The sequence below is a fragment of the Chitinophaga deserti genome (assembly GCF_003149455.1).
GTDB lineage: Bacteria > Bacteroidota > Bacteroidia > Chitinophagales > Chitinophagaceae > Chitinophaga > Chitinophaga deserti.
Window position 1 is genome coordinate 743,846 of record NZ_QFFK01000002.1, and the last position, 20,563, is coordinate 764,408.

22 protein-coding genes are annotated in these 20,563 nt (G+C 48.7%); 12 read left to right on the forward strand and 10 right to left on the reverse strand.

Translation table 11 applies throughout. The features are described from left to right. Nucleotides 1-168: 168 nt before the first annotated feature. Both DEV76_RS07135 and DEV76_RS07140 read left to right on the forward strand, forming a co-directional pair. On the forward strand, nucleotides 169-1,047 hold the full coding sequence (locus DEV76_RS07135) for a glycosyltransferase family 61 protein (protein ID WP_157962758.1): 879 nt from the start codon (nucleotides 169-171) through the stop codon (nucleotides 1,045-1,047). Between the two features lie 430 nt (nucleotides 1,048-1,477). Continuing rightward, complete coding sequence (locus DEV76_RS07140) at nucleotides 1,478-2,266, forward strand: glycosyltransferase family 61 protein (RefSeq protein ID WP_157962759.1); 789 nt, start codon at nucleotides 1,478-1,480, stop codon at nucleotides 2,264-2,266. Nucleotides 2,267-2,290: 24 nt separating this feature from the next. On the opposite strand, the gene DEV76_RS07145 is transcribed toward DEV76_RS07140, so the two are convergent. The 5 genes from DEV76_RS07145 to DEV76_RS07165 form a co-directional block, all read right to left on the reverse strand. After that, complete coding sequence (locus DEV76_RS07145) at nucleotides 2,291-3,184, reverse strand: AraC family transcriptional regulator (protein ID WP_109696546.1); 894 nt, start codon at nucleotides 3,182-3,184, stop codon at nucleotides 2,291-2,293. 102 nt (nucleotides 3,185-3,286) lie between these two features. Beyond that, nucleotides 3,287-4,531, reverse strand: a complete 1,245-nt coding sequence (locus DEV76_RS07150; RefSeq protein ID WP_109696548.1) for an NAD(P)/FAD-dependent oxidoreductase — start codon at nucleotides 4,529-4,531, stop codon at nucleotides 3,287-3,289. Nucleotides 4,532-4,540: 9 nt separating this feature from the next. Next, the gene (locus DEV76_RS07155) at nucleotides 4,541-5,545 is read right to left on the reverse strand and encodes a 4-hydroxyproline epimerase (RefSeq protein WP_109696550.1); all 1,005 of its coding nucleotides are present in this window, start codon (nucleotides 5,543-5,545) and stop codon (nucleotides 4,541-4,543) included. After that, nucleotides 5,542-7,122 carry an aldehyde dehydrogenase (NADP(+)) gene (locus DEV76_RS07160; RefSeq protein ID WP_109696552.1) on the reverse strand — a complete coding sequence of 527 codons (1,581 nt, stop codon included), beginning with the start codon at nucleotides 7,120-7,122 and terminating at the stop codon, nucleotides 5,542-5,544. The genes DEV76_RS07155 and DEV76_RS07160 overlap by 4 nt, the downstream gene beginning before the upstream one ends. Continuing rightward, nucleotides 7,109-8,038, reverse strand: coding sequence for a dihydrodipicolinate synthase family protein (locus tag DEV76_RS07165; protein ID WP_109696554.1), 930 nt, complete (start codon nucleotides 8,036-8,038; stop codon nucleotides 7,109-7,111). The genes DEV76_RS07160 and DEV76_RS07165 overlap by 14 nt, the downstream gene beginning before the upstream one ends. 186 nt (nucleotides 8,039-8,224) lie before the next feature. Here DEV76_RS07165 and DEV76_RS07170 point away from each other — a divergent pair, with 186 nt between their 5' ends. The 3 genes from DEV76_RS07170 to DEV76_RS07180 all read left to right on the forward strand — a co-directional run bounded on the left by DEV76_RS07170 (nucleotide 8,225) and on the right by DEV76_RS07180 (nucleotide 11,149). Continuing rightward, a complete protein-coding gene (locus DEV76_RS07170) occupies nucleotides 8,225-9,901 on the forward strand; it encodes an SWIM zinc finger family protein (RefSeq protein ID WP_109696556.1) in 1,677 nt (558 codons plus the stop codon). A gap of 108 nt (nucleotides 9,902-10,009) precedes the next feature. Beyond that, on the forward strand, nucleotides 10,010-10,726 hold the full coding sequence (locus DEV76_RS26180; protein ID WP_109696558.1) for a cupin domain-containing protein: 717 nt from the start codon (nucleotides 10,010-10,012) through the stop codon (nucleotides 10,724-10,726). A gap of 63 nt (nucleotides 10,727-10,789) precedes the next feature. Further along, on the forward strand, nucleotides 10,790-11,149 hold the full coding sequence (locus DEV76_RS07180; protein ID WP_109696560.1) for a winged helix-turn-helix transcriptional regulator: 360 nt from the start codon (nucleotides 10,790-10,792) through the stop codon (nucleotides 11,147-11,149). A 49-nt stretch (nucleotides 11,150-11,198) separates the two neighbouring features. On the opposite strand, the gene DEV76_RS07185 is transcribed toward DEV76_RS07180, so the two are convergent. Beyond that, nucleotides 11,199-12,119, reverse strand: a complete 921-nt coding sequence (locus tag DEV76_RS07185; RefSeq protein WP_109696724.1) for a ClpXP adapter SpxH family protein — start codon at nucleotides 12,117-12,119, stop codon at nucleotides 11,199-11,201. A 215-nt stretch (nucleotides 12,120-12,334) separates the two neighbouring features. On the opposite strand from DEV76_RS07185, the gene DEV76_RS07190 reads away from it, so the two are divergent. Then, nucleotides 12,335-12,823: a CPCC family cysteine-rich protein gene (locus DEV76_RS07190; RefSeq protein ID WP_109696562.1), complete on the forward strand. Its 489-nt coding sequence runs from the start codon at nucleotides 12,335-12,337 to the stop codon at nucleotides 12,821-12,823. Nucleotides 12,824-12,869: 46 nt separating this feature from the next. Then, nucleotides 12,870-13,598 (forward strand): hypothetical protein, encoded by a 729-nt coding sequence (locus DEV76_RS07195; RefSeq protein ID WP_157962760.1) that lies wholly within the window; start codon nucleotides 12,870-12,872, stop codon nucleotides 13,596-13,598. Here DEV76_RS07195 and DEV76_RS07200 read toward each other — a convergent pair whose 3' ends face one another. Both DEV76_RS07200 and DEV76_RS07205 read right to left on the reverse strand, forming a co-directional pair. Next, nucleotides 13,599-13,937, reverse strand: a complete 339-nt coding sequence (locus DEV76_RS07200; RefSeq protein ID WP_109696726.1) for a hypothetical protein — start codon at nucleotides 13,935-13,937, stop codon at nucleotides 13,599-13,601. Nucleotides 13,938-14,004: 67 nt separating this feature from the next. Further along, nucleotides 14,005-14,619, reverse strand: coding sequence for a murein L,D-transpeptidase catalytic domain-containing protein (locus DEV76_RS07205; RefSeq protein ID WP_109696567.1), 615 nt, complete (start codon nucleotides 14,617-14,619; stop codon nucleotides 14,005-14,007). 291 nt (nucleotides 14,620-14,910) lie between these two features. Between DEV76_RS07205 and DEV76_RS26110 the strand changes: the two genes are divergently transcribed. Continuing rightward, a complete protein-coding gene (locus tag DEV76_RS26110; RefSeq protein ID WP_198651968.1) occupies nucleotides 14,911-15,147 on the forward strand; it encodes a hypothetical protein in 237 nt (78 codons plus the stop codon). Continuing rightward, on the forward strand, nucleotides 15,120-15,485 hold the full coding sequence (locus DEV76_RS26115) for a cupin domain-containing protein (RefSeq protein ID WP_198651969.1): 366 nt from the start codon (nucleotides 15,120-15,122) through the stop codon (nucleotides 15,483-15,485). Before DEV76_RS26110 ends, DEV76_RS26115 begins: the two co-directional genes overlap by 28 nt. 9 nt (nucleotides 15,486-15,494) lie before the next feature. Here DEV76_RS26115 and DEV76_RS07215 read toward each other — a convergent pair whose 3' ends face one another. Then, nucleotides 15,495-16,160, reverse strand: coding sequence for an MBL fold metallo-hydrolase (locus DEV76_RS07215; RefSeq protein WP_109696569.1), 666 nt, complete (start codon nucleotides 16,158-16,160; stop codon nucleotides 15,495-15,497). Between the two features lie 89 nt (nucleotides 16,161-16,249). Then, nucleotides 16,250-16,834: a Crp/Fnr family transcriptional regulator gene (locus tag DEV76_RS07220; RefSeq protein ID WP_109696571.1), complete on the reverse strand. Its 585-nt coding sequence runs from the start codon at nucleotides 16,832-16,834 to the stop codon at nucleotides 16,250-16,252. 155 nt (nucleotides 16,835-16,989) lie between these two features. On the opposite strand from DEV76_RS07220, the gene DEV76_RS07225 reads away from it, so the two are divergent. From DEV76_RS07225 to DEV76_RS07235, 3 genes are all read left to right on the forward strand, one after another. Then, complete coding sequence (locus DEV76_RS07225) at nucleotides 16,990-18,309, forward strand: DEAD/DEAH box helicase (RefSeq protein ID WP_109696573.1); 1,320 nt, start codon at nucleotides 16,990-16,992, stop codon at nucleotides 18,307-18,309. 163 nt (nucleotides 18,310-18,472) lie between these two features. Beyond that, complete coding sequence (locus DEV76_RS07230; protein WP_109696575.1) at nucleotides 18,473-19,630, forward strand: epoxide hydrolase family protein; 1,158 nt, start codon at nucleotides 18,473-18,475, stop codon at nucleotides 19,628-19,630. Between the two features lie 61 nt (nucleotides 19,631-19,691). Continuing rightward, on the forward strand, nucleotides 19,692-20,558 hold the full coding sequence (locus DEV76_RS07235; protein WP_109696577.1) for a helix-turn-helix domain-containing protein: 867 nt from the start codon (nucleotides 19,692-19,694) through the stop codon (nucleotides 20,556-20,558). Nucleotides 20,559-20,563 lie beyond the last annotated feature (5 nt).

The following is a 20,563-nucleotide window of genomic DNA, read 5'->3' on the forward strand; positions in this document are numbered from 1 at the left end:
ATCCTGCGGTTCATTTTTGTGGAAAAATAGTCTGTGTCAGAAACAGTAGTCAACACATTCGGAAACCAGCAGGCTGGAAGCAGGTATCCCCGCAATAACTTAACGAAGGATCACCACTTGTTATCCAGTCCGTCCGGTAATAATACCCGGGTGGGCAAAATGTTGCATTTGAAGAATGCTGCCATAGTGAAAAACTCGATCTTCAATCCGGCACGTTTTCGGTTCGAAAACAGCTATGCACACATATTATCTATCAGCGCATTTGCACAATTCAGGAAACTGTATTTGTATTTACTTCCCGGCAAGCGTATAGACCGGGCCATATGGATTTCAGACGAATGGAGTGCAGAGTATTATCATTGGCTCTCTGATGCTTTGCCCAGACTGATTGCTGTAGAAAACCTGCGTCATTCGCATGTGGTGTTGTTGCCGGAAAGGTACCGGGAAAAGCCTTACGTGGAACAATCATTACAGCTGCTTGGCTTCCGCTGGGAGTATTATAACATAACCCGGATTGTGCGTGTTCGCGAGCTGGTGTCATCAGCCCATACAGCTCCAACGGGCTTATTCCATAAGCCGGCTATTCTGGCATTGCGTAACCGCATGCGTTTGCCTGCGCTCATAGCAAACCGGAAGATTTACATCAGCCGCAAAAAAGCTGTACGCCGTCATATTTTGAATGAAGAGTCTGTAATGAACCTGGTTATATCAATGGGTTATGAAGTGCATTTCTTCGAAGATTACGATTTGGTAACCCAGATAAAGCTAATGTCGGAAACGCGGTTTCTGATTGGCCTGCATGGCGCGGGCCTCACTAATATGCTGTTTATGCCGGAAGCGGGCAGTGTCCTGGAGTTAAGACGGGAGAACGAAACACATTTTAACTGTTTTTATCATCAGGCAATTGCGCTACATCACCATTATTACAATCTGCAGTGTCATACTAATACTGATGATACACATATTGCTGATTTTACTGTTAACGGGGATGCGCTGAAAAAGGCAATTATACAAATGGAAGCTGATATTGCTAAGTTCATTCTATGATAATTATCATGTGGAATGCATCTCCAACACTATGGATTGCGCAACTAGATAGGTTAGTTTCCGGCAGCAATATTATATTTTTTATTTCAAACCCGGGCTGATGCCGGATGTATCGCTGCTGTGCAACTTCGGAGCCAATTTATTTTGTTTGTTGATAGCATTTAATTGTATGCTTGTTGTTGTATTTCAATAAGTTATTATAATGCCGATGAGAAAGCAGCAGGCGGAGAAAAGACTTCTCCGCGTGTATTTTAGAAGAGAACAGCAATTGTGTGCGTCTGGTAATAATTTCCCAACCGGCCCAAAGTTGAAATTAAAGTATGCAGCAATACTGAAGGCCTCGATCTTCAATCCAGCACGTTTCAGGTTCGAAAACAGCTATGCACATATACTCCCAATCACTGCATTTGCCCAATTCAAAAAACTGTATTTGTATTTGCTCCCCGGCAAACGTATAGATCGTGCCATATGGATTACAGACGAATGGAGCGCGGAATATTACCATTGGCTGTCTGACGCATTGCCCAGACTGATTGCAATGGAAAACATGAAGGCTTCGCATGTTGTGTTGTTACCGAAAAGGTACAGGGAGAAAAGTTACGTGGAGCAATCGTTACGGATGCTGGGTTTCCGATGGAAGTACTACAACATTTCCCGGATCGTACGTGTACGTGATCTGGTATCGCCCGCGCATACTGCACCTACTGGTTCATTCCATGAACCGGCTATAATGAGATTGCGTAACAGGATGAGTTTGCCCGGTATCGATGCTGGCCGGAAGATTTATATCAGCCGGAAGAAAGCTTCCCGCCGTCATATACTGAACGAAGAAGCGGTGGTGAAAATCGTTAAATCATGTGGTTATGAATTGCATTACTTCGAAGAGTATGACCTGGCTACCCAAATCAGGCTGATGTCGGAAACGCGGTTTCTGATTGGCCTGCATGGCGCGGGGCTCACTAATATGCTGTTTATGCCCGAAGGTAGCAGGGTGCTGGAGTTAAGGCCTGAGAACGCAACTGATCTTAACTGTTTTTGTCATCAGGCTTCAGCACTTAAACACCATTACTACTATCTACAGTGCGAAGCCAATACAGATGTTATGCAGGATACTGATAATACTGTAAATGTGGGTGCACTGAAACAGGTAATTGCACAGATGGAAGTTGATGAGGGATGTGCACAGCCACACACTCTTCATATTGCACAACTCCAATAATTTGGATTCAGTAGAGATGTTACACTACATCCCCTGAAAAGAATTAACCGCATTAAATTCTGCAAGGTAAGCCCTGGGCGATAGTCCCTTCACGCTTTTGAATACCCTGTTGAAATTGGTAAGACTATTGAAGCCCGCTTTGTAAGCCGCGCCGGAAATACCTTCCGGGTGCTCCGAATGGGTAAGACTTTTACACGCTTCATTAATTCTTACCTCATTCAAAAAGGTGACGAAGCTACGGCCGGTATGTTTCTTAAAATACCGGCAGAAGGCATGCGGCGTCATGAATGCCACTGCGGCTGCTTCATCTAGGGTAACCTGTGTATGATAGCGCTGCATGATAAATCCGAGGATTTTACTCAGGCGTATACCTTCACTTTCGGAAAGGTCTGCCGAATAATCTGCAGGACAGAGCGGTGTGGTTTCTTTTATATCGGGGAGGATGGTGAGCGCTTCAAGGAAGCATTGCAGTGCGCTCAGTCCGGAGGAGTTATGTACTGCATGTATGCGCGATGCCAATAACGGGCTGTGGGCTGTATTGGTTTTAAACCCATGTTTAACGGCCAGGAGGAAGTGCTGGAGCATCTTCATTTCCGGGAGGTTAAACAGTCCTCCCATAGAGCCTTTTACGTTGAAGTAAAGGGAACAGGCTTTGATGGACTTCGTACTCCCTGCTTCAAAATACTCCGGGTTGCTTTTAAACAGATGCGGGAGGTTGCTGCCGATGAGAAAAACATCACCGGCTTTAAAGGAGTGCATGTTATTACCAGCCAGCAACATGCCTTCCCCACGCTCTACCAGCGTAAGCTGGTATTCTTCATGGCGGTGCAGGAACTGGTAGAAGTGCGGCTGTTCGATTTGCTCGGCAATTACACTCTTATTGTCAGGGTACAATATGGTAAACGGTAATACTTTCATAACCTAAGCGCTTCCTTCAATTTACCGTTTTTACCCCAACTTTTAATGTAAATGCCCCTTTCGGTTAAAATCCGGCTGATACTGGTCAAGATCCGGCATTTCTTAAAACCGTTCCGGGGAGAAAGGGGAGAGGTTGATATCAGGCTTTTGCCCGGTAAGTAATTGAGATACAAGCAATCCGGTAGCCGGGCCCAGACTGAGCCCCATCATCCCATGCCCGGTGGCTACTATCAGGTTCTTCAGTTTGTTACTAAAGCCAATCATGGGCAGGCCGTCGGGCGAGGAAGGCCTGTATCCATGCCATACCTCACTGGCGGCGGGCATCTGTACTTCCAGGTTGGGGAAATATTCCGGTATGGCTGATACGATGCCTTCTACCCGGTTCATGTTTACTTTTTCATTCATCCGCCCCAGTTCCATGGTGCCGCCATACCGGATCCGGTCCTGCATGGGGGTGATGGCTACCCTTGCTTCGCAAAGGAGTGCCGGGATCTGAACGATACCGCCGGTATTGGGCCTCATGAAGGAATATCCCTTTCCGGGTAATAGCGGCACTTTAATGCCCATTTTACGCGCTACTCCGGGCGACCAGGAGCCTGTTGCAAGCACAAACTGATCGGCCCGGAATATCTGGCCATTGGCTTCAACGGCCTGGAGTGTACCATTGCCTGTCACCATCCGGACTGCTTCATGATTGGGGAGTATGGTCACCCCTTTTTGCCGGAGGTAAGCCTGCAAGGCATCCATCAGCGCCATGGGGGAGAGGTGGGCGTCGCAGCGGTAATGAACGGCTCCCAATACATTCAGTTCCAGCCCGGGCTGCAGGGCTTTGCATTCAGCAGCGTTCAGTACTGCCATATCCAGCCCGAGGGCAGCGGCATCTTTTACAAGGTGTGCCTCTTCTTCTGCAGCCTTTTCGGTTTTGTAAAAGGCGAGGATGCCCCGGTGCTGCAGCCCAAAGTTAAACCCGGGTTTTTCTGCCATTGAGGTATAGAGCTGATGGCTCAGCAGGGAAAGATCGCGCAGGGGAATGGCAGCTTCCTTTACGTGCCTGGCGTTTGCATGTTTGATAAATTGTAACCCCCAGCCAATAAGTTCGCGGCTGAATGATGGCCTTACATAAAAAGGACTTTTACTGTTAAACATCCACCGAATGCCCTTGCTGATCATTCCGGGCGAAGCAAGCGGCACAAAATGACTTGGTACGATCATGCCCGCATTGCCATAGGAGCAATTGCCGGAAATCTCTCCTTTGTCGAGCACGGTAACCCGGTGACCTTCATTGCTGAGGTAATATGCCGTACTGAGGCCTACAATCCCTCCTCCGATGATAACGATATCTGACATGTAGCTGTGTTAAATAACCTGAAACCCGAAAGCATAAGGGTCGTCGCCCTCATCGATCTTAATGGTATTATATCCGTACACCCTCGCCCAGCCTTCGATGCTGGGAATGATGGCGGGCTTGCCGCCCAGTTCGGTCACCGATTCCACTCTGCCTGTAAACTTGCTGCCGATGAAGCTTTCATGCACAAATGCCTCACCTTCCCGGAGCTTCCCTTTGGCAAACCATTGCGCCATGCGGGCAGAGGTACCTGTGCCACAGGGTGAACGGTCAATGGCTTTATCGCCATAGAATACGGCATTACGGCCGGTGGAAGATGGGTCGATGGGCGTGCCGGTCCATTGGACATGACTGCATCCATTAATGGTTGCATCCAGCGGATGAACAAAGGTGTGGGAGGCATTGATCCGTTTCCTGATCTCCTGGCTCCAGGATATCAGCTGTGCGGCGGTATGATGTTCCAGCCCGCGGAAGTTTTCCTGCGGGTCAATAATGGCGTAGAAGTTTCCGCCATAAGCTACGTCGAAGGTAAGTACGCCGAGGTCAGGGCATTCCACCTGCAGATTTTCGGCGGCAAGGTACGATGGTACGTTCCTGAGTTTTACGGATTTTACTTTACGCCCTTCCTGCACATAATCGATAAGGATGAGCCCGGCGGGCGCTTCCATACGAACTATGCCCGGTGTGCGGGGTGTAAGCAAGCCTTCTTCTATAGCGATGGTGATGGTACCGATAGTTCCATGGCCGCACATGGGGAGGCAGCCGCTGGTTTCTATAAACAATACGGCCACATCATTTGCGGGATCATGAGGAGGGTAGAGGATGCTGCCCGACATCATGTCGTGCCCCCTTGGCTCAAACATTAAACCGGTCCTGATCCAGTCATATTCCTTCAGGAAGTGCTGGCGTTTTTCGCTCATGGTATTGCCTTGCAGCAATGGCCCCCCGCCGGCAACGAGCCTCACAGGGTTGCCACAGGTATGCGCGTCTACACAGAAGAATGTTTTTGATATCATAGCCTTGCAGTGGTTAGATCGGTGGTGCGTAATATGTTCAGTGGGTTGCCAGCCTTCAGCTCGCCGGGCAGCCATTCGTCTGCACAGTTCTGCCAGGCCATAGGCCGCGCGAAGCGGTAAATAGCTGCAGTGCCTACTGACGTGAAGCGGCTGTCTGTACTTGCCGGGAAAGGGCCTCCGTGCTGCATGGCGGCACATACCTCCACCCCGGTTGGCACTCCGTTAAATACGATCCTGCCTGCGAGTTGCGATATTTGGCGGATGAGTGTGGTATGCAGGGAATGCTCTTCTTTTTCAGCCATTATGGTAACGGTGAGTTGCCCGGGCAATGCAGCAGCCACTGCCTGCAGCTCTTCCATATTTTCAGCTACTACCAGCATGGCGTAAGGGCCAAATACTTCTTCCTGCAGATCCGGTGATTGGAGGAAGGTTTGCGCACTGACTTTTGCCAGCATGGGGTGGGTAGGGTATTTAATGGAAGCATCTCCACCTCCGGCTTCCGCCAGTAATTCCACGCCCTGCGCAGCTAATTTACCTTCAGCGTGATGCTGGTATTGATGACAGATGCCTGCAGTTAACATAGGCACCGGTAGCGTTTGCCGGATGCCTGCTGCGAGAGTGGTAATAAATTCTTCCAGCCCGGGAGAACGCAATGTGAGTAGCAGCCCCGGTTTGGTGCAGAATTGTCCACCACCCTGGGTAATGGATGCTGCCAGTGAAGTTGCCAGTTCGGCGGGCCTTTTTTCCAAAGCACCGGGTAGCAGTAATACAGGGTTAACGCTGCCCATTTCTGCGAATACCGGGATAGGATCTTTACGTTCAGCGGCCAGCTGCAGAAGCGCCATACCTCCCTTATATGATCCGGTGAAAGCTACTGCTTTGGTGATAGGGTGCTTTACCAGCAGGGCGCCGGTGTCATACCCGTTGTCATACAAAAGAGAGAATACACCGGTAGGCATGTCACACTGCTGAACTGCGGTATTGATGGCTGCAGCTATGATTGCACTGGTGCCCGGGTGAGCGGGATGTGCTTTCACGATTACGGGGCAGCCCGCTGCCAGTGCGGAAGCGGTATCACCACCGGCAACAGAAAAAGCAAGCGGAAAGTTACTGGCGCCAAAAACTACTACCGGTCCCAGCGGTACCAGCATCCTGCGGATATCCGGTTTAGGGAGGGGGTGCCTGTTGGGTTGTGCGGTATCTATAACTGCCTGTACCCAGGAGCCTTCTTCCACAAGATCGGCAAACATACGGAGTTGTCCGGTGGTACGGCCCAGTTCGCCGGTAAGCCTTGCATGCGGGAGACCGCTTTCTTCCGAAGCTCTCTTTATTACGAGGCTGCCTGTTGCTTCAATTTCGGTGGCAATGGTGCGCAGGAAGTGAGCCTTGCGGTCTTTCCCGATCTGGCTGTAGATGACAGCCGCAGCTGCTGCGGCCTGCATGGCCTCGTCTACAGCACTTTTGCCGGCACGGTGGAAAATGCCTTCCAGCGTTTCTCCCGATGCGGGATTAACTGCCTGAAATGCATCTCCGTTACCGGGCTTGTATACACCTGCGATACTATTAGCGGTTTGCATGGATGTTGAGATAGTCCGGCAATTGCGGACGGGTGGCCAATGCTTTGTCTATCACCTGCTGTACTGCAGCCAGTTCCCTGCCTTCCAGGGGCAGCCTTGGTGCGCGTACCACAGGGGTTCCGATACCGGTGCTGGTGGCTGCCAGTTTAATGTACTGTACCAGTTTGGGGTGGATGTCCAGCTCCAGCAGGGGCATAAACCAGCGGTATATAGCAAGAGCTGCTTCTATGTTCCCGGATTTAACGAGGCGGTAAATGGCTACCGTTTCAGCGGGGAATGCATCTACCAGTCCTGCTACCCAGCCATCGCAGCCGAGCACAAGGCTTTCCAGTGCCAGCGGGTCTACACCGGTCAGGATTTTATACCTGTCGCCAAAGCGGTTGATCATGCGGGTGATGTTGATCACATCGCGCGAAGATTCCTTCACCGCCTGAATGTTTTTATATGGCAGCAATGCTTCAAACATCTCGAGGGTAACCGCGATTTTATAATCCACCGGGTTGTTGTAAAGCATGATGGGTAAAGTGGTGGCTGTGGCTACGGCCTGGAAAAAGGCCAGGGTCTCCGCATTGTCTGCATAATAGCGCATGGGCGGCAGCAGCATGAGGGCATTGGCTCCCCAGGCTTCTGCTTCCGCAGCAAGGGCAGTGGCGGCGCTGGTTGTTTGCTCAGCGATATTGATGATGATGGGGAAATTCGCGGGCAGGAAAGCGCGTGCGGTATCGTATAGTTCCTTCTTTTCACTGTTGCTTAATGTGCTGGCTTCGCCAAGGGAGCCGCCTATGATGATGCCATCCACACCCGCAGCCAGCTGTGCGGCGAGGTTGGTTCTGAACATATCGAGGTCTGGCCTGTCGGTAGTAGTGAAAGGAGTGAGTAATGCAGGGAAAACACCATTCCAGTTAAAATTGCTCATAACGATTGTTTGTTCAAAAGTACCGGAGGCCGGGGGCAGTGCTATTATTGAAATTATCCGCAAGTTGACGGATATTGACCAATTTCCCGGTAGGCAGGGACATTTAGTGTCAATTCCCGTTGCTAAGTACCCCACCACCGTATTGGGTATTTTTGGGTAGTTTTATACAATCGTTATCTATAGCATATGCTCACATTGAAGAATTTTGAATTACAGGTTAATGATGCTGTCGTGCATCGGGGAAGAGCGTATTATGAAAAGCAGGCAGTTACTGATCTGGAAGAAGCAGAAAAGGATTGCTGGTATGCCAGGGTGAAGGGGAGCGAATCATATATGGTAGAGGTAAGACTGGTTAAGAAAAACAATATTGAATCCTATTCCTGCGATTGTCCTTTTGAAGGAGGCATCTGCAAGCATGTTGTAGCCGCCTTGTTTTATATGAAGGACGCATTTAAGCATGCACACACAGCCGGCAATCCGGAGGAAACCGCCGCATTGAAAGCAGCTGCCGATAAAGCAGGGGATGTAAGCGAAGGAAGGAAGTACACGGAGCTGTGCCGGAAGATAATAAAGGGATATACTAACGGGGGCTTTATTGACCGGAATTCAGCCAACAGTCTGGCAAAAGAGCTGGGGACGCTAACCGGAGAAAGCAGGTTTCTCATCGATAACCGGGAATTGCGGGAGGCATTTATTGTATTACAGGCAATGATACCCGAGGTGATCAAGGTGTTCTCTCATTGTGATGATTCCGGGGGGAATATCGGGGATGTTATCTTCCAGGCCATAGAACTCATCAAAGTTATTGCTAAGACGGAAGGTATTGATGCAGGCTTGCAGGAAGATATTTTCAATTTTATCAGATCCTCGGTGAGCCGGAACGTATACTTCGATTATGGTGACTTTGGATATGAAATGGTAGATCTCTATCAATCCCTGGCATTAAAGCTGGGCAAAGAGCAAACTTACCTGAAGTATGTGGAGGAGCAGATAGATTCCGTATCACCGGATGAGGACCCTTACAGGAAGAAGTATTTCCTTGTCCGGAAGATCGTGTTCCTAAAAGCAATTGGGAGAACCGAGGAAGCCCGGTTGCTTAGTCAGCAGCATCTGGATTTTGCAGATGTAAGAAAGGAAGAAGTAAATAGCTTGATAGACCGGAAAGAATATTCCGAAGCAAAGCGGTTATTGTTTGAAGGTATTGAAATAGCGAAGCAGAAGCGCTTCCCGGGAATTGTAACAGAATGGGAGAAAGGGCTGCTACGGATTGCAGAACTGGAGAACGACGTTAACAGGATCAGGTATTATGCAAAACGCTTTGCTTTCGATATAGGGTTCGACCAGCATTATTATCATCAATGGAAGAATACCTTTAATGCAGCAGAATGGAAAATAGAGATTGAAAACTATATAGAAGAAGTAACTAAGAAAGTTGAATCACAATATCAGGAAGATAAAGGAAGCGCCTGGTATTTCCCTGAATCAATGCTACTGGAATTACTGGCTCCCGTATTTATCGAAGAACATTACCCCGACTGGATGCTGACGCTATTACGTTCGGAAACGGATCTGAAGGTCGTACTTAAATATCATAAATATTTAGTGGAACAGTATCCGTTGGAGTTGCTGGCAATCTATCTTCCGGCATTGGAACGCTTTGCTGAAGTGTCCGGAGGCCGGGGACACTTCCAGGCCCTGGCAGCCCATATGAAAACGATAATGGATGCCATTCCTGAAGGAAAGCAGGCGATCATCGCTTTGGCGAAGGAGCTAAGCCGGAAATACCCCCGCAGGCCCGCCCTGGCTGAGGAACTGAAAGCAATCATCCAAATGGAGGAACCGGGGCAGCATAATATTGGTTAACTTGTATAATACATGAATTTTGGAGTGCAATGCTCCTCCTTTCCCAACGGGTATCCCGTTTTTAACTAGCTTCCAATTGAAATTTAATAACCATTAAACCCAACTGGCATGCGATTAAATGAGAACTACGGAACCTTATCGGAAACCCTGAACGAATTGAAGAAACAGGGATATACTATCGACTTCAATATCAGTTCGGAGTGCCTGGTTTGCCAGCGTACCAACATCGTATTACAGCCGGAAGAGTTCCAGATTGATATGGTTTACCGCTTTGAAGGGGCTTCCGATCCCGAAGACGAATCCATCGTATACGCTATATCTTCCCCCAAATTTAAAGTGAAAGGTTCCCTCGTAAACGGATACGGCATTTTTGCAGAAGAAATGCCCAGTAAGCTGATAGAGAAATTGCAAACACATGCCGGCGTCCCTGGCGCAAGGGAAAAGTCTATTGATGCCACACCTCAGCGTAAAGAAGGCGGACGGGTAATTGAAGCTCCGCTTGTTGGTATTAACATCCCTGAGCTTATTGAAATCATCAAACGGGAACCAACCTGGAAAGACAGCGACCATAACTCCGTTACTGTATTTAAATCAGAAAGGATGCGCATCGTACTCATGGGACTTCATGAAGATGCGCAGCTCAAGCCCCATAAAGCGAATGGCGTAATTAGCGTACAGGTATTGGAAGGACGCATTGAGTTTGTAACGGAGGAAGATAAGATCATATTAGCGAAAGGGCAGATGATAGCCTTGCAGGAGAACATTACGCACAGCGTAGTGGCACTGGAGGAGTCTTTCTTTTTGCTTACACTGGCGAAAGGGTAATCTTACCGGGAAAGGAGTTTTGTTATCTTTATACCGTTATTTCATAGCAAATACGGATACGATATGAAGAAGCAGGCCGTTCTCAACAATACGAACATCTGTAAAACACGGATACTGGCGATCAAAGACTCGATGGAGATTCTATCCGGTAAATGGAAGTTCCATATTCTGGGCACCCTTATGCAGGGAGGGAAGATGCGTTTCATGGACCTGCTCCGGGAAGTAGATGGCATCGCACCCAAGATGCTGTCTAAAGAGTTGCAGGATCTGGAAGTAAACCAGCTGATCAGCCGTACGGTATGTAATACCAAACCGGTTACGGTGGAGTATGAGATCACCGGCTTCGGACAAACCCTGTCGCCTATCATCGAAGAAATCGCCAAATGGGGCATTTCCTACCGCAGCGCTTTACTTAATAAATAACGCACCCTCGGAATGGTGATCCCGGAGATGCGTTAATTTAATAGGGGTACTATTTTTTATACCAGATAGCGCCGTTCTTTGTATTGCTCACGGTGATACGGCCTTCTTTCACCAGTTTCTCCAGTGCTGCTTCCGCAGCTTCAGAGGAAATTTCTCCCAGCTCTGCAAATTCGCGTAAGGTGAGGGAAGGGTATATCGAGAAGAGGCTTTCTCCGTCTTTTGGGTACTCATTCTTAGTTACACCTGCATTTACTTTCCTGATACCGTTCTCTATATTCACATAAGGCTTGAAGCCATAGATCAGTTCCGTATCTCCCGCGGCATTACTGATAAAAAGGGTAGGGAATCCTCTTACCCCCATCTTCCTTGCCAGCAGCAGATCCTGGTCAAACAGTTCCTTTGCTTTCCCTTCATAATCGGTTTTGAGCTGGCGGGTATCGAGCCCTGCCAATTGGCCAGCCTGCTCCATGTGTTCCCATTTGGTGATGTTTTTCTTTTGCAGGAACACCATTTCACGAAGGGTGCGCAGGAATGCGATGGCTTTCTGTTCGTCCTGCAGTTGGGCCGCCTTGAAAGCGATAGAAGGCGGGTAGGAGGAAGGCAGCGGATCGGTAAGCCAAACATCGCCATCGATGGGCATCTTGTAATACAGGCTCACTTCATCCCAGTGATGGGCTACATCGGAAGGCTTGCTGATTCCGCCACTGTTGTAGCTCCAGTCGGGCAGGAGGCCTCCCATGTGATAGCTTATTTCCACATCCTTGCCGTATTCGAGTTTCAGCTTCCGCAGCTGCGGCTCTATTCCCCAGCAGGTGGAGCATATCGGGTCAGTGAAGTAGATCACTTTCACGGATTTTTGCTTGGAAGCGGTTCCCTGCACCTGGGCGCTGTTGCCTGTTGTGGGGATTTCACATACCCCGGTTGCAGGATCGCACAGGAGAGGATTGGATGCAGTAGTATCTTTTTTCATGACTGTTGTGTTTGTTTGTCCATGGCACTTCATGAAGGCCACTGTTAATAATAGCGTGGCGGTTACTTTGAGCGTCATACTGTTTTTCTGACTGTTGATAATAGGGCAAACTTACTTCAGATGCCGGGATCGGATGGTATGACTTCCCAACGGGTAAGTAGTTACCTGGAGGGAAGTGCTGACGGGGTGCCGGGGATTCCCTAATTTTAAACCTGATGAACGATGCCGATATATTAACAGCTTTCCATGACAGGAGAGCGCATTATGAAACTTACCTTCAGGCAAACGGTATTGCTGTGCAAACCTGTCCGGGTTGTGGTTTCCCCACACTTGCTGAGCGCGGTGCTTTTGAAATATGCATAATTTGTTCCTGGGAAGATGACGGGCAGGACGATCATGCTAAAAGCATGCTGGCACAACTGGAGATAACGGGCGTTAGGATATCCGGCCCGAACGGGAGTTTAACATTGCAGGAGAACAGGCTGAACATTGGCCGGTTATTGGAAAGCTATGCAGATTTAATGGATGGAGAAACGGATTATGATGTTGCACGGGTATTAAGGACAATCGCATTTTATCACGAACGCAGGACAGACATTGAATCCAGGATGACGGGTGAAGAGCACATACAGGACCATATCTGGATGGAATGGAAGGAGGTGAAGAAGGATCTGCTGATGGCGCTGGTGGTCCCAAAAGAATAATAACCCGCAGACTTTCCGTACTTTCATACCATTGTAAAATTGACCCATGCCTGAAAGACCATTTCATCCCGACGAAGTTAAAATCCTTAGAAAAGGAGCATCTCCGCAATTCGGGAAAACTGGTTCCGAAGATGTCTTTGGTTGCCTTCTCCTGTTCTTTATGGTTCCTTTGTATGGGGGCATGGGGTATTTCCTGAATTTATATATGCCACTGTTCTGGGCAATAATCATCCCCCTGGTGGTTTTTATTATTCTTTTCTTCGCCTGGCATTACTTCGACCATGCTTTAATGACATACCGGTATGGACACGCTGTTGTTGAAACTGTAAACCCTGCAAACATCCGGATCGAAAACAACGGAAACATCTACACAGTAACGGTAAACTACGGGCACGGAGCCTCCATCAGCTGGACAGGCGCCACAGCATTAATGCAATACAATGTTCCGGAAACCGCATTCAGGACTTCGCTGGCACCCTATGCTGCGGAGGAAGGCGATGAGATTACGTATAAAAACGTTCCACTGTCATTAGTATTCTATGAAAAGGACCTTGCCCGCCGCTGGATACAGTTTGAAGTTAATAAGGCCACATCCAGGTTCTGGCTGGACAATTGGTCACTCGGAGATTATCTGCGTACGGAGTATAACCTCATTCGCAGCAGTAAAACGGGGGAGTTGTTATTTGTCCGGCTCACCAGCGGGCATACCAGAACTGATCTGAATGTCACTTTTAAGGAAGCAGACATCCGGTATATTATGCCGGGGGAAGGGTGATTAATGCCAGTCGTGGAAGCAAAATCGGCATTGTTGAGCTAAAGGAGTTCTGGTAATTTTACTGCAGGCAGGACAGAGATTTAGTTTTAATTCATGCCTGTGTTTTGCCCATATTCTTTTCACAACCTTGCTTCTCAGTGCAGGGAATCCATCTGCAATCATAGCCAGAATAACAGGATCATCACTAATCCAACCTTTTTCCAGCATCATGGGACGCATAGATTCACTTCCGGTATTTAAGTATAAAAGTGTCTTTCCTGCAGTATGTTCATCTGGTGTTTGGAATTCTGTGCAATAGTTGTAAATATAATCTTCAAGTTCAGGGTATAGATCGTTCATTATAATCAACTTATTTTTAAAGGTAGGAATTTTCGCCAATACGGGTTGCATGTGCGATACTCGCCTCTCATTTATAAATCCACAGAACCACAGGGAGTTTAGCCCGGTCAAGGTATTTCTGTATCGTGGCAAAATAGGTGGGGTTCAGGGTAGGACAGCCATCGCTCCGGCATATGCCCTGCATTACTTCCACATCGGGTACACAATCGTGCCCATGCAGCACTACAAAACGTTCAAATGCTTTATTGTTGGTAGCATCCAGACCGTGGAGCTTGTAGGCAGTGCCAAAGCGGCCGCTATATTTTGCGCCAATACTGTATTTACCGGGCGATGAGCATTTGCTGCCCGGCACGTTGGAGAATGCCACGGCCTCCGTCCGGTAATCGGGGCCCTGTCCATGGGCTACGAGGGAGCGGCTGATAATCTTATTGTTTTTCAGGTCATAGAAAACAAAGCGACGCTTTCCCGAATGAACACTAAAATCTATAAAGCAGGCGTATTGTTTATTATAAGGCCTTTGCGCTACGAACTTCTTTAACTCTTCTGCTTTCTGCCGCAGGAGCACCTTATCCATATCTGCAGGGAGGGCGGATGGAGACGGTGAGGATTTTGGCGAGCGGGGCTTTTTCTCGTTACATGCGAAGCAACAGAGGTATAGGAGTAAAATAGTTAAGGCGCGCATGCCATAAAGATGGGAATATTTCTTTTTTCCATAAAATAATGACCGGCTGAAAGGGTACTTTCATGATAAGCCTGTACAATTTCGCGATTGGAAGGATTTGTATCTTTATGGGAGATCCCCAAAGCCGCATACATGTTGCAACAAGCTTGTCTTTATTGACGAAATCGTACAGATGGTTCATTCGTACAAAGCCTGAGATTAGCGCATTATTCCAAAATCTGCATCACCAATTGGTTAATAGTTCCTGACTGATCGTTTTTCATAAGATTTTTAAACTCCAAAACTGATACTATGAAACGCAGTACTTTCTTAAAGCTGGGCGCTGTTGCGGGCACCCTGTTTTCTGTTCCGTTGAATCTGTTTGCAAAGCTAAGATCTGGTTCCGGAGATGATAAAGGCTTCAAAGTAGAAGCCGGGAAAGACCGTTCAGGTAAAAGTATATCCCCCTTTGAAGGAGACGTTTTTTATACAAAGGTTTCCACTAAAGATACGGATGGGGGATGTTCGTTTTTGAATCCACCCGGGTAAAAGAAGGCGGTCCAATCCTGCATACGCATTATGATACGGATGAGTGGTGGTATGTACTGCAGGGCGAGTTCCTCATTAAAGTGGGAGAAACTACCTATAATGCAAAGGCTGGCGATCTGGTATACGGTCCGCGTATGGTGCCTCATACTTTCGCAAAAGTTGGTAAGGGAGAAGCCAGGGTAATGATAACCCACCAGCCTGCAGGGAAAATGGAGGAGTACTTCCGGAAACTCAGCGAAGGCGTAGCCAGGAATATGACGGAAGAAGAAAGGAATGATTTAAGGAAAGCCCACGGATTTGAGAAAGTGGGCCCGCCTATAACTTACCTGAAGCAGTGAGCCGGGTAATCATAATCGCGCTGCCAGTCTTTCCAGGTGTCCGTTGTTTTTCAGCACAGGGCCGTGGCCAAAACAGATGATCCTTGGTTTTAATGCCGCAATCTTTTTAACCGAGGCTATATTTTGTACGCTGTTGGTAGTGAAAATCGCGGGTGGCAGGCCTAAGCCAACCTGTGTTGTGATCAGGTTCATATTTACAAGGGCATCCCCGGCAATCAATACCCCGTCTTCCTCCCTGAAAAAGGAAAGGTGGCCCGCAGCATGACCAGGGGTTTCAATCACAGTAAAACTCCCTATACTATCCCCTTCCTTTAATATGCCGGATACCGGATACCCTTTGCCTGCCCAGAACTTTTGCTGAAAGCGTGCTATAAAATGGTTTTTATTCGGGTAATCGTAAGTTACGTAGCCCGATTCTGCATTGCTTTTTTCTGCTGCGGAAGTATACAGGGGGATTGCCAGCTTTTGGCAGATAATGCTGCTGCTGCCCTGATGATCGGCATGGGCATGGGTAAGTACATGTTTGGTGACCTTTACGTCTTTAACAGCCTGTAAGATGGCTTTGGCTGATCGCCGGATGCCTGCATCTATCAATATATCATCTACGAGATAACAATTAATCGCATTCCGGGGCATTAATGCAAGCTGGTACACTCCTTTGGCAATTTCTTTCATCCTTTGATTATTTGTTGCCAAAGTTGCAGCATTGCCTTTTCCTGGGGCTTGACATATGTTAGGAAATATCCCTGAGCGCTGCCACATCCTCAATTTTGCCCGGAGATGTTCCTCCTGATCCGGCTTAACGACTCGGGGGCTATGCCCAGGAAAGAGGCCACGTAGTTTAAAGGGGTTTGCTGTACAATCTTTGCCGGCTGACTTTCGAGGAATGCGAGGTATTTTTCCTTAGCCGGTGTAGCATGCAATTTCAAAATCCTGTCGGCCATACAGAGATATTGCTGTTCCGCAAGTATTCTTCCGATTACCTGCCATTGCGCCAGCTGTTTGTACAGCCAGTTCATTTTCTCATAGGAAATGGATAAGGTATCGGTGTCTTCAAGGCATTGTATATTCTCAGGAGAGATCCCCTGCGTAATAAAACTGGAGTAGGAGGCGGCAATACCGCCATCGCAGGCCAGGTAAGTGGTTACTTCTTTCCCGTCTTTAAGATGATAGTTCCTGACCAGTCCCGAAACGATAAAATGCAGGGATGCTGATTTTTTCCCTTCGCTGATAATAAGTGATTTCTGGGGAAAGTGGTTTTCTTCAAAACAGGCACTTACCATTTCGAGTTCATCTTCCCGGAAGGGAGCCATAGCGGTGATGAGCAGTTTTAAACTATCGATTAACATGATGCCGGGAGGTTTAAATGCATAATTGTGTCCGAAATAATACTTTTTTCCGGGAATGGTAAAATATGCTTTATCCGTGCATTGTACCCGGCGGCCTCCCCTTGCCGGGAAACATTATCTGCGGCTGAGCCCTGTTTTTGACGTACTTTTGCCGGATGGAACACTCTTCTTTCTCAATATCAGACGCGCTCTCACATTTGAAAATACCTGCATTGAACGAGATGCAGCAGGCATCGCTGGAAACTAACAGTACTGCAAACGCCGTGGTGCTGCTGGCCGATACCGGCTCCGGCAAAACCCTTGCCTTCCTCCTGCCCGTAGCGCAATTGCTGAACAGGAAGCACGTAAGCCAGGCCATGATCATTGTTCCATCCCGGGAGCTGGCGTTGCAGATAGAAGATGTGTTCAAAAAGATGAAAACAGGCTTTAAGATCACCTGCTGCTATGGCGGGCATCTCCGGGAAACTGAGGAAAATAACCTGAAGCAGGCCCCCGCCCTGATCGTTGGTACACCCGGCAGACTAGCCGATCATATCCGCCGCGGCAATATCGTTACCACCCATATCGAAACCCTGGTGCTGGATGAATTCGATAAATCCCTCGAAGAAGGCTTTGAAGAAGAAATGGCTTTCATCATCGGCTCCCTTCCAGCGTTAAAGAAAAGAATACTTACCTCGGCAACCGAAGCCCTGGAGATACCTCCGTTTGTAGGGATGGAGAACCCTGTAGAGATTAACTTCTTAAAAGGGGAGAAGCCCCCTGCATTAGCGGTGCAAATGGTGTTGAGCGATGATGAAAACAAATCCGAAACCCTGTTCAGGCTGATCTGTGCCCTGGGTAACCGATCTACCATCATATTCTGCAACCAGCGTGAATTTGTGGAAGAGGTAAGCGCATACCTGAAAAGCCAAAGCATCCCCAACGTGTATTATCATGGTGCACTGGAGCAACAGGAGCGCGATGTTGCATTGTGCAAGTTCCGCAACGGAACCTCCAATATCCTCGTAACTACCGACCTCGCCGCCCGCGGACTGGACATTCCCAATATCCGCTACGTGATACATTACCAGCTCCCCCATACCGTCGAGGCATTTACCCACCGCAATGGCCGCACTGCGCGTATGGATGCCAGCGGTACAGCCATCCTGATACTGGCCCCTCACGAAAGAGTTCCTTCTTTCATTGAGCAGGAGCCTGAAGTTATCAATTTACCTGAAACTGCCGTATTACCGGCCAAGCCCGATTGGACCACACTCTTTATTGCCGCAGGTAAGAAAGACAAAGTAAACAAAGTGGATATAGTAGGCTTCCTCTCGCATCAGGGAAAGCTGAAAAAAGAAGATATAGGTATTATTGAAGTGAAGGACTTCTTCTCATTTGTAGCCGTGCGTAAATCAAAGGCGGGCCCTGCTCTGCAACAAATAGGATCTGAGCGGATCAAGAATAAGAAGGTAAAGATTAGTATTGCGAAATAAATAATTACACACTTATTAAAATAAAAGCCCGCATGCAAGTGCGGGCTTTTATTTTGGATTTACCGTAAAAACTACCATTTTTCCCGAATTATGCCCATAGGCCGGGGCCCTTGTGTGGCGCATCTTTGTGGTGTCATCAATCAATAACCACAAATAACCTGACATGCATACCACAACTTTTCAAATCAACATTCCGGAAACTGCCGTAACCGAACTGCAGCAAAAGCTTCAGGCAGCACGTTTCCCCGCATCCCTGAACAACAACTGGTCAGCAGGTGCACCGGTTGCCTACCTTCAACGGATTACCGAATACTGGCTCCATTCGTTCGACTGGCGCAGGCAGGAAGCCTGGCTCAACCAGTTTCCGCAATATATGACGGAGATCAACGGGCAGCCTGTGCATTTCGTGCACATCCGTTCCTCCCGCGAAGATGCGGTGCCTTTGCTTCTGCTGCACGGCTATCCTTCTTCCTGGATCGAGTTCCTGGAGGTTGCGGAAATACTGTCAGAAGGTGGAAATGCGCCCTTCCACCTCGTAATCCCTTCCCTTCCCGGTTTCGGATTCTCTGCCGTGGCGGATGGCGCTAAATGGGATATGGCACAGATCGCCTTTTTGCTGGCAGAACTAATGACCGGACTGGGGTACGAGCGGTTCGGTATTCATGGCACCGATATGGGCGCAGGTATATGTGGAATGCTGTCTGGCATGGCTGCCCACCGGCTCATAGGTACCCACGTTAATACCGACTATACTTCCATAACAGCAATGGGTATGCTGCCCCGGGATACAGGATCATTTACGGAAGCGGAACAGCAGCGGATCGAAGCATTCCGGCAGTACGAAAGGGAGGGCACGGCCTACCTGAAAATGTTATCTACCCGCCCGCAAACGGTAGCAGCGGCACTGGCCGATAGTCCGGTAGCCCTGCTCGCCTGGATCATCGAAAAGTTCAAATACTGGACAAACGACAGTAAACCCCTGCCGGAAGACGCTATTTCCCTCGACCTGATCCTCACCCAGATATCCATGTACTGGTTCACTAACACGGGCGCCACATCGGCCTACATGGTATATCACAGTATGAACATGACTTTCGACTGGGGTGCCCCGGCCAGTGATGAGCAGCCTTCCTGGCAGCCACCCAAAGTCCCTTCCGCAATGGCCGCTTTCGGTGGCGACGGCCCGCTTCTTCAAAAGCTACTGTCGCCTATGGGAGCGCCCGGCAGGTGGAGTGCTTTCGACGAAGGACTGCATTTCCCGGCTATGGAATGCCCGGAAACACTGGCTGCGGATATATCCGGCTTTTTCAGCGGATTGTAGTGGATAGGGGGCGTGTGGGATAAAGAGCGATTATTTTATCTTTATCCCACAACCGCCCCATATGGAGAAGAACCGGAATCTCAAATCGTTCAACCTGTACGAGTTTCTTAAAACGCAAAGCCAGCACAGTATGAACGTTCCTTACTTTCTGGCCGATCAGGAAACGTATAGGGATGCCAATGTAGGCTTCCCTTTCCGAACGTTTACCTACGGCATCGGCATCACATATAGCGGCACACCGGCATTGTTCAGGATCGGGAGCACCGACTTCGAACTGCAGACCGGCAGTCTTACCACCATTGGGCCCGGCATCGTATCACAATGGGCCGGCGATTTATCGGGTATTCACGACACCTTATATTTTACGGAAGATCTGTTCAGGGACAGCATCCAGAGCTCTTTTTTGCGGTCGTTGCAGTTTTTCCAGCCGGGCGGCAGGCATGTGATATTGCTGGAGGGGGAAGAGATGGAAAAGATGAAAGCATTATTCACGGCTATCAGGGCCTTGCAGGATGAGAAGTCTGCTATGCCCGGACTGGTTTATTCTCTCCTTGTATTGGCGGGCAATTACCATCAGGCGCGGCACCAGCGGCCGGGTGGCGGCTCTTCCAGTCAGGAGCGCATTGCAGGAGGTTTCAGGAGCCTGCTTGCGAGGCATTTCAGTGAGCAGAAAGATGTTAGCTTCTACGCTTCCGAACTGAACATTACCCCTAAATATCTCAGCGAAATACTTACCACCCAGTCGGGTAAATCCGCCAAAGCACATATCGATGAATTTGTAGCTATGGAAGCGAAGAGCCTGCTGCGCCAGACGGAGATGTCGGTACAGGAAATAGCATACTGGCTGGGCTATGAAGATCCTTCCTATTTCGTGAAAACGTTTAAGAGGTGGGAAGGGCGGACGCCAGTGGAGTATCGGAAGTTGTAAAGAGG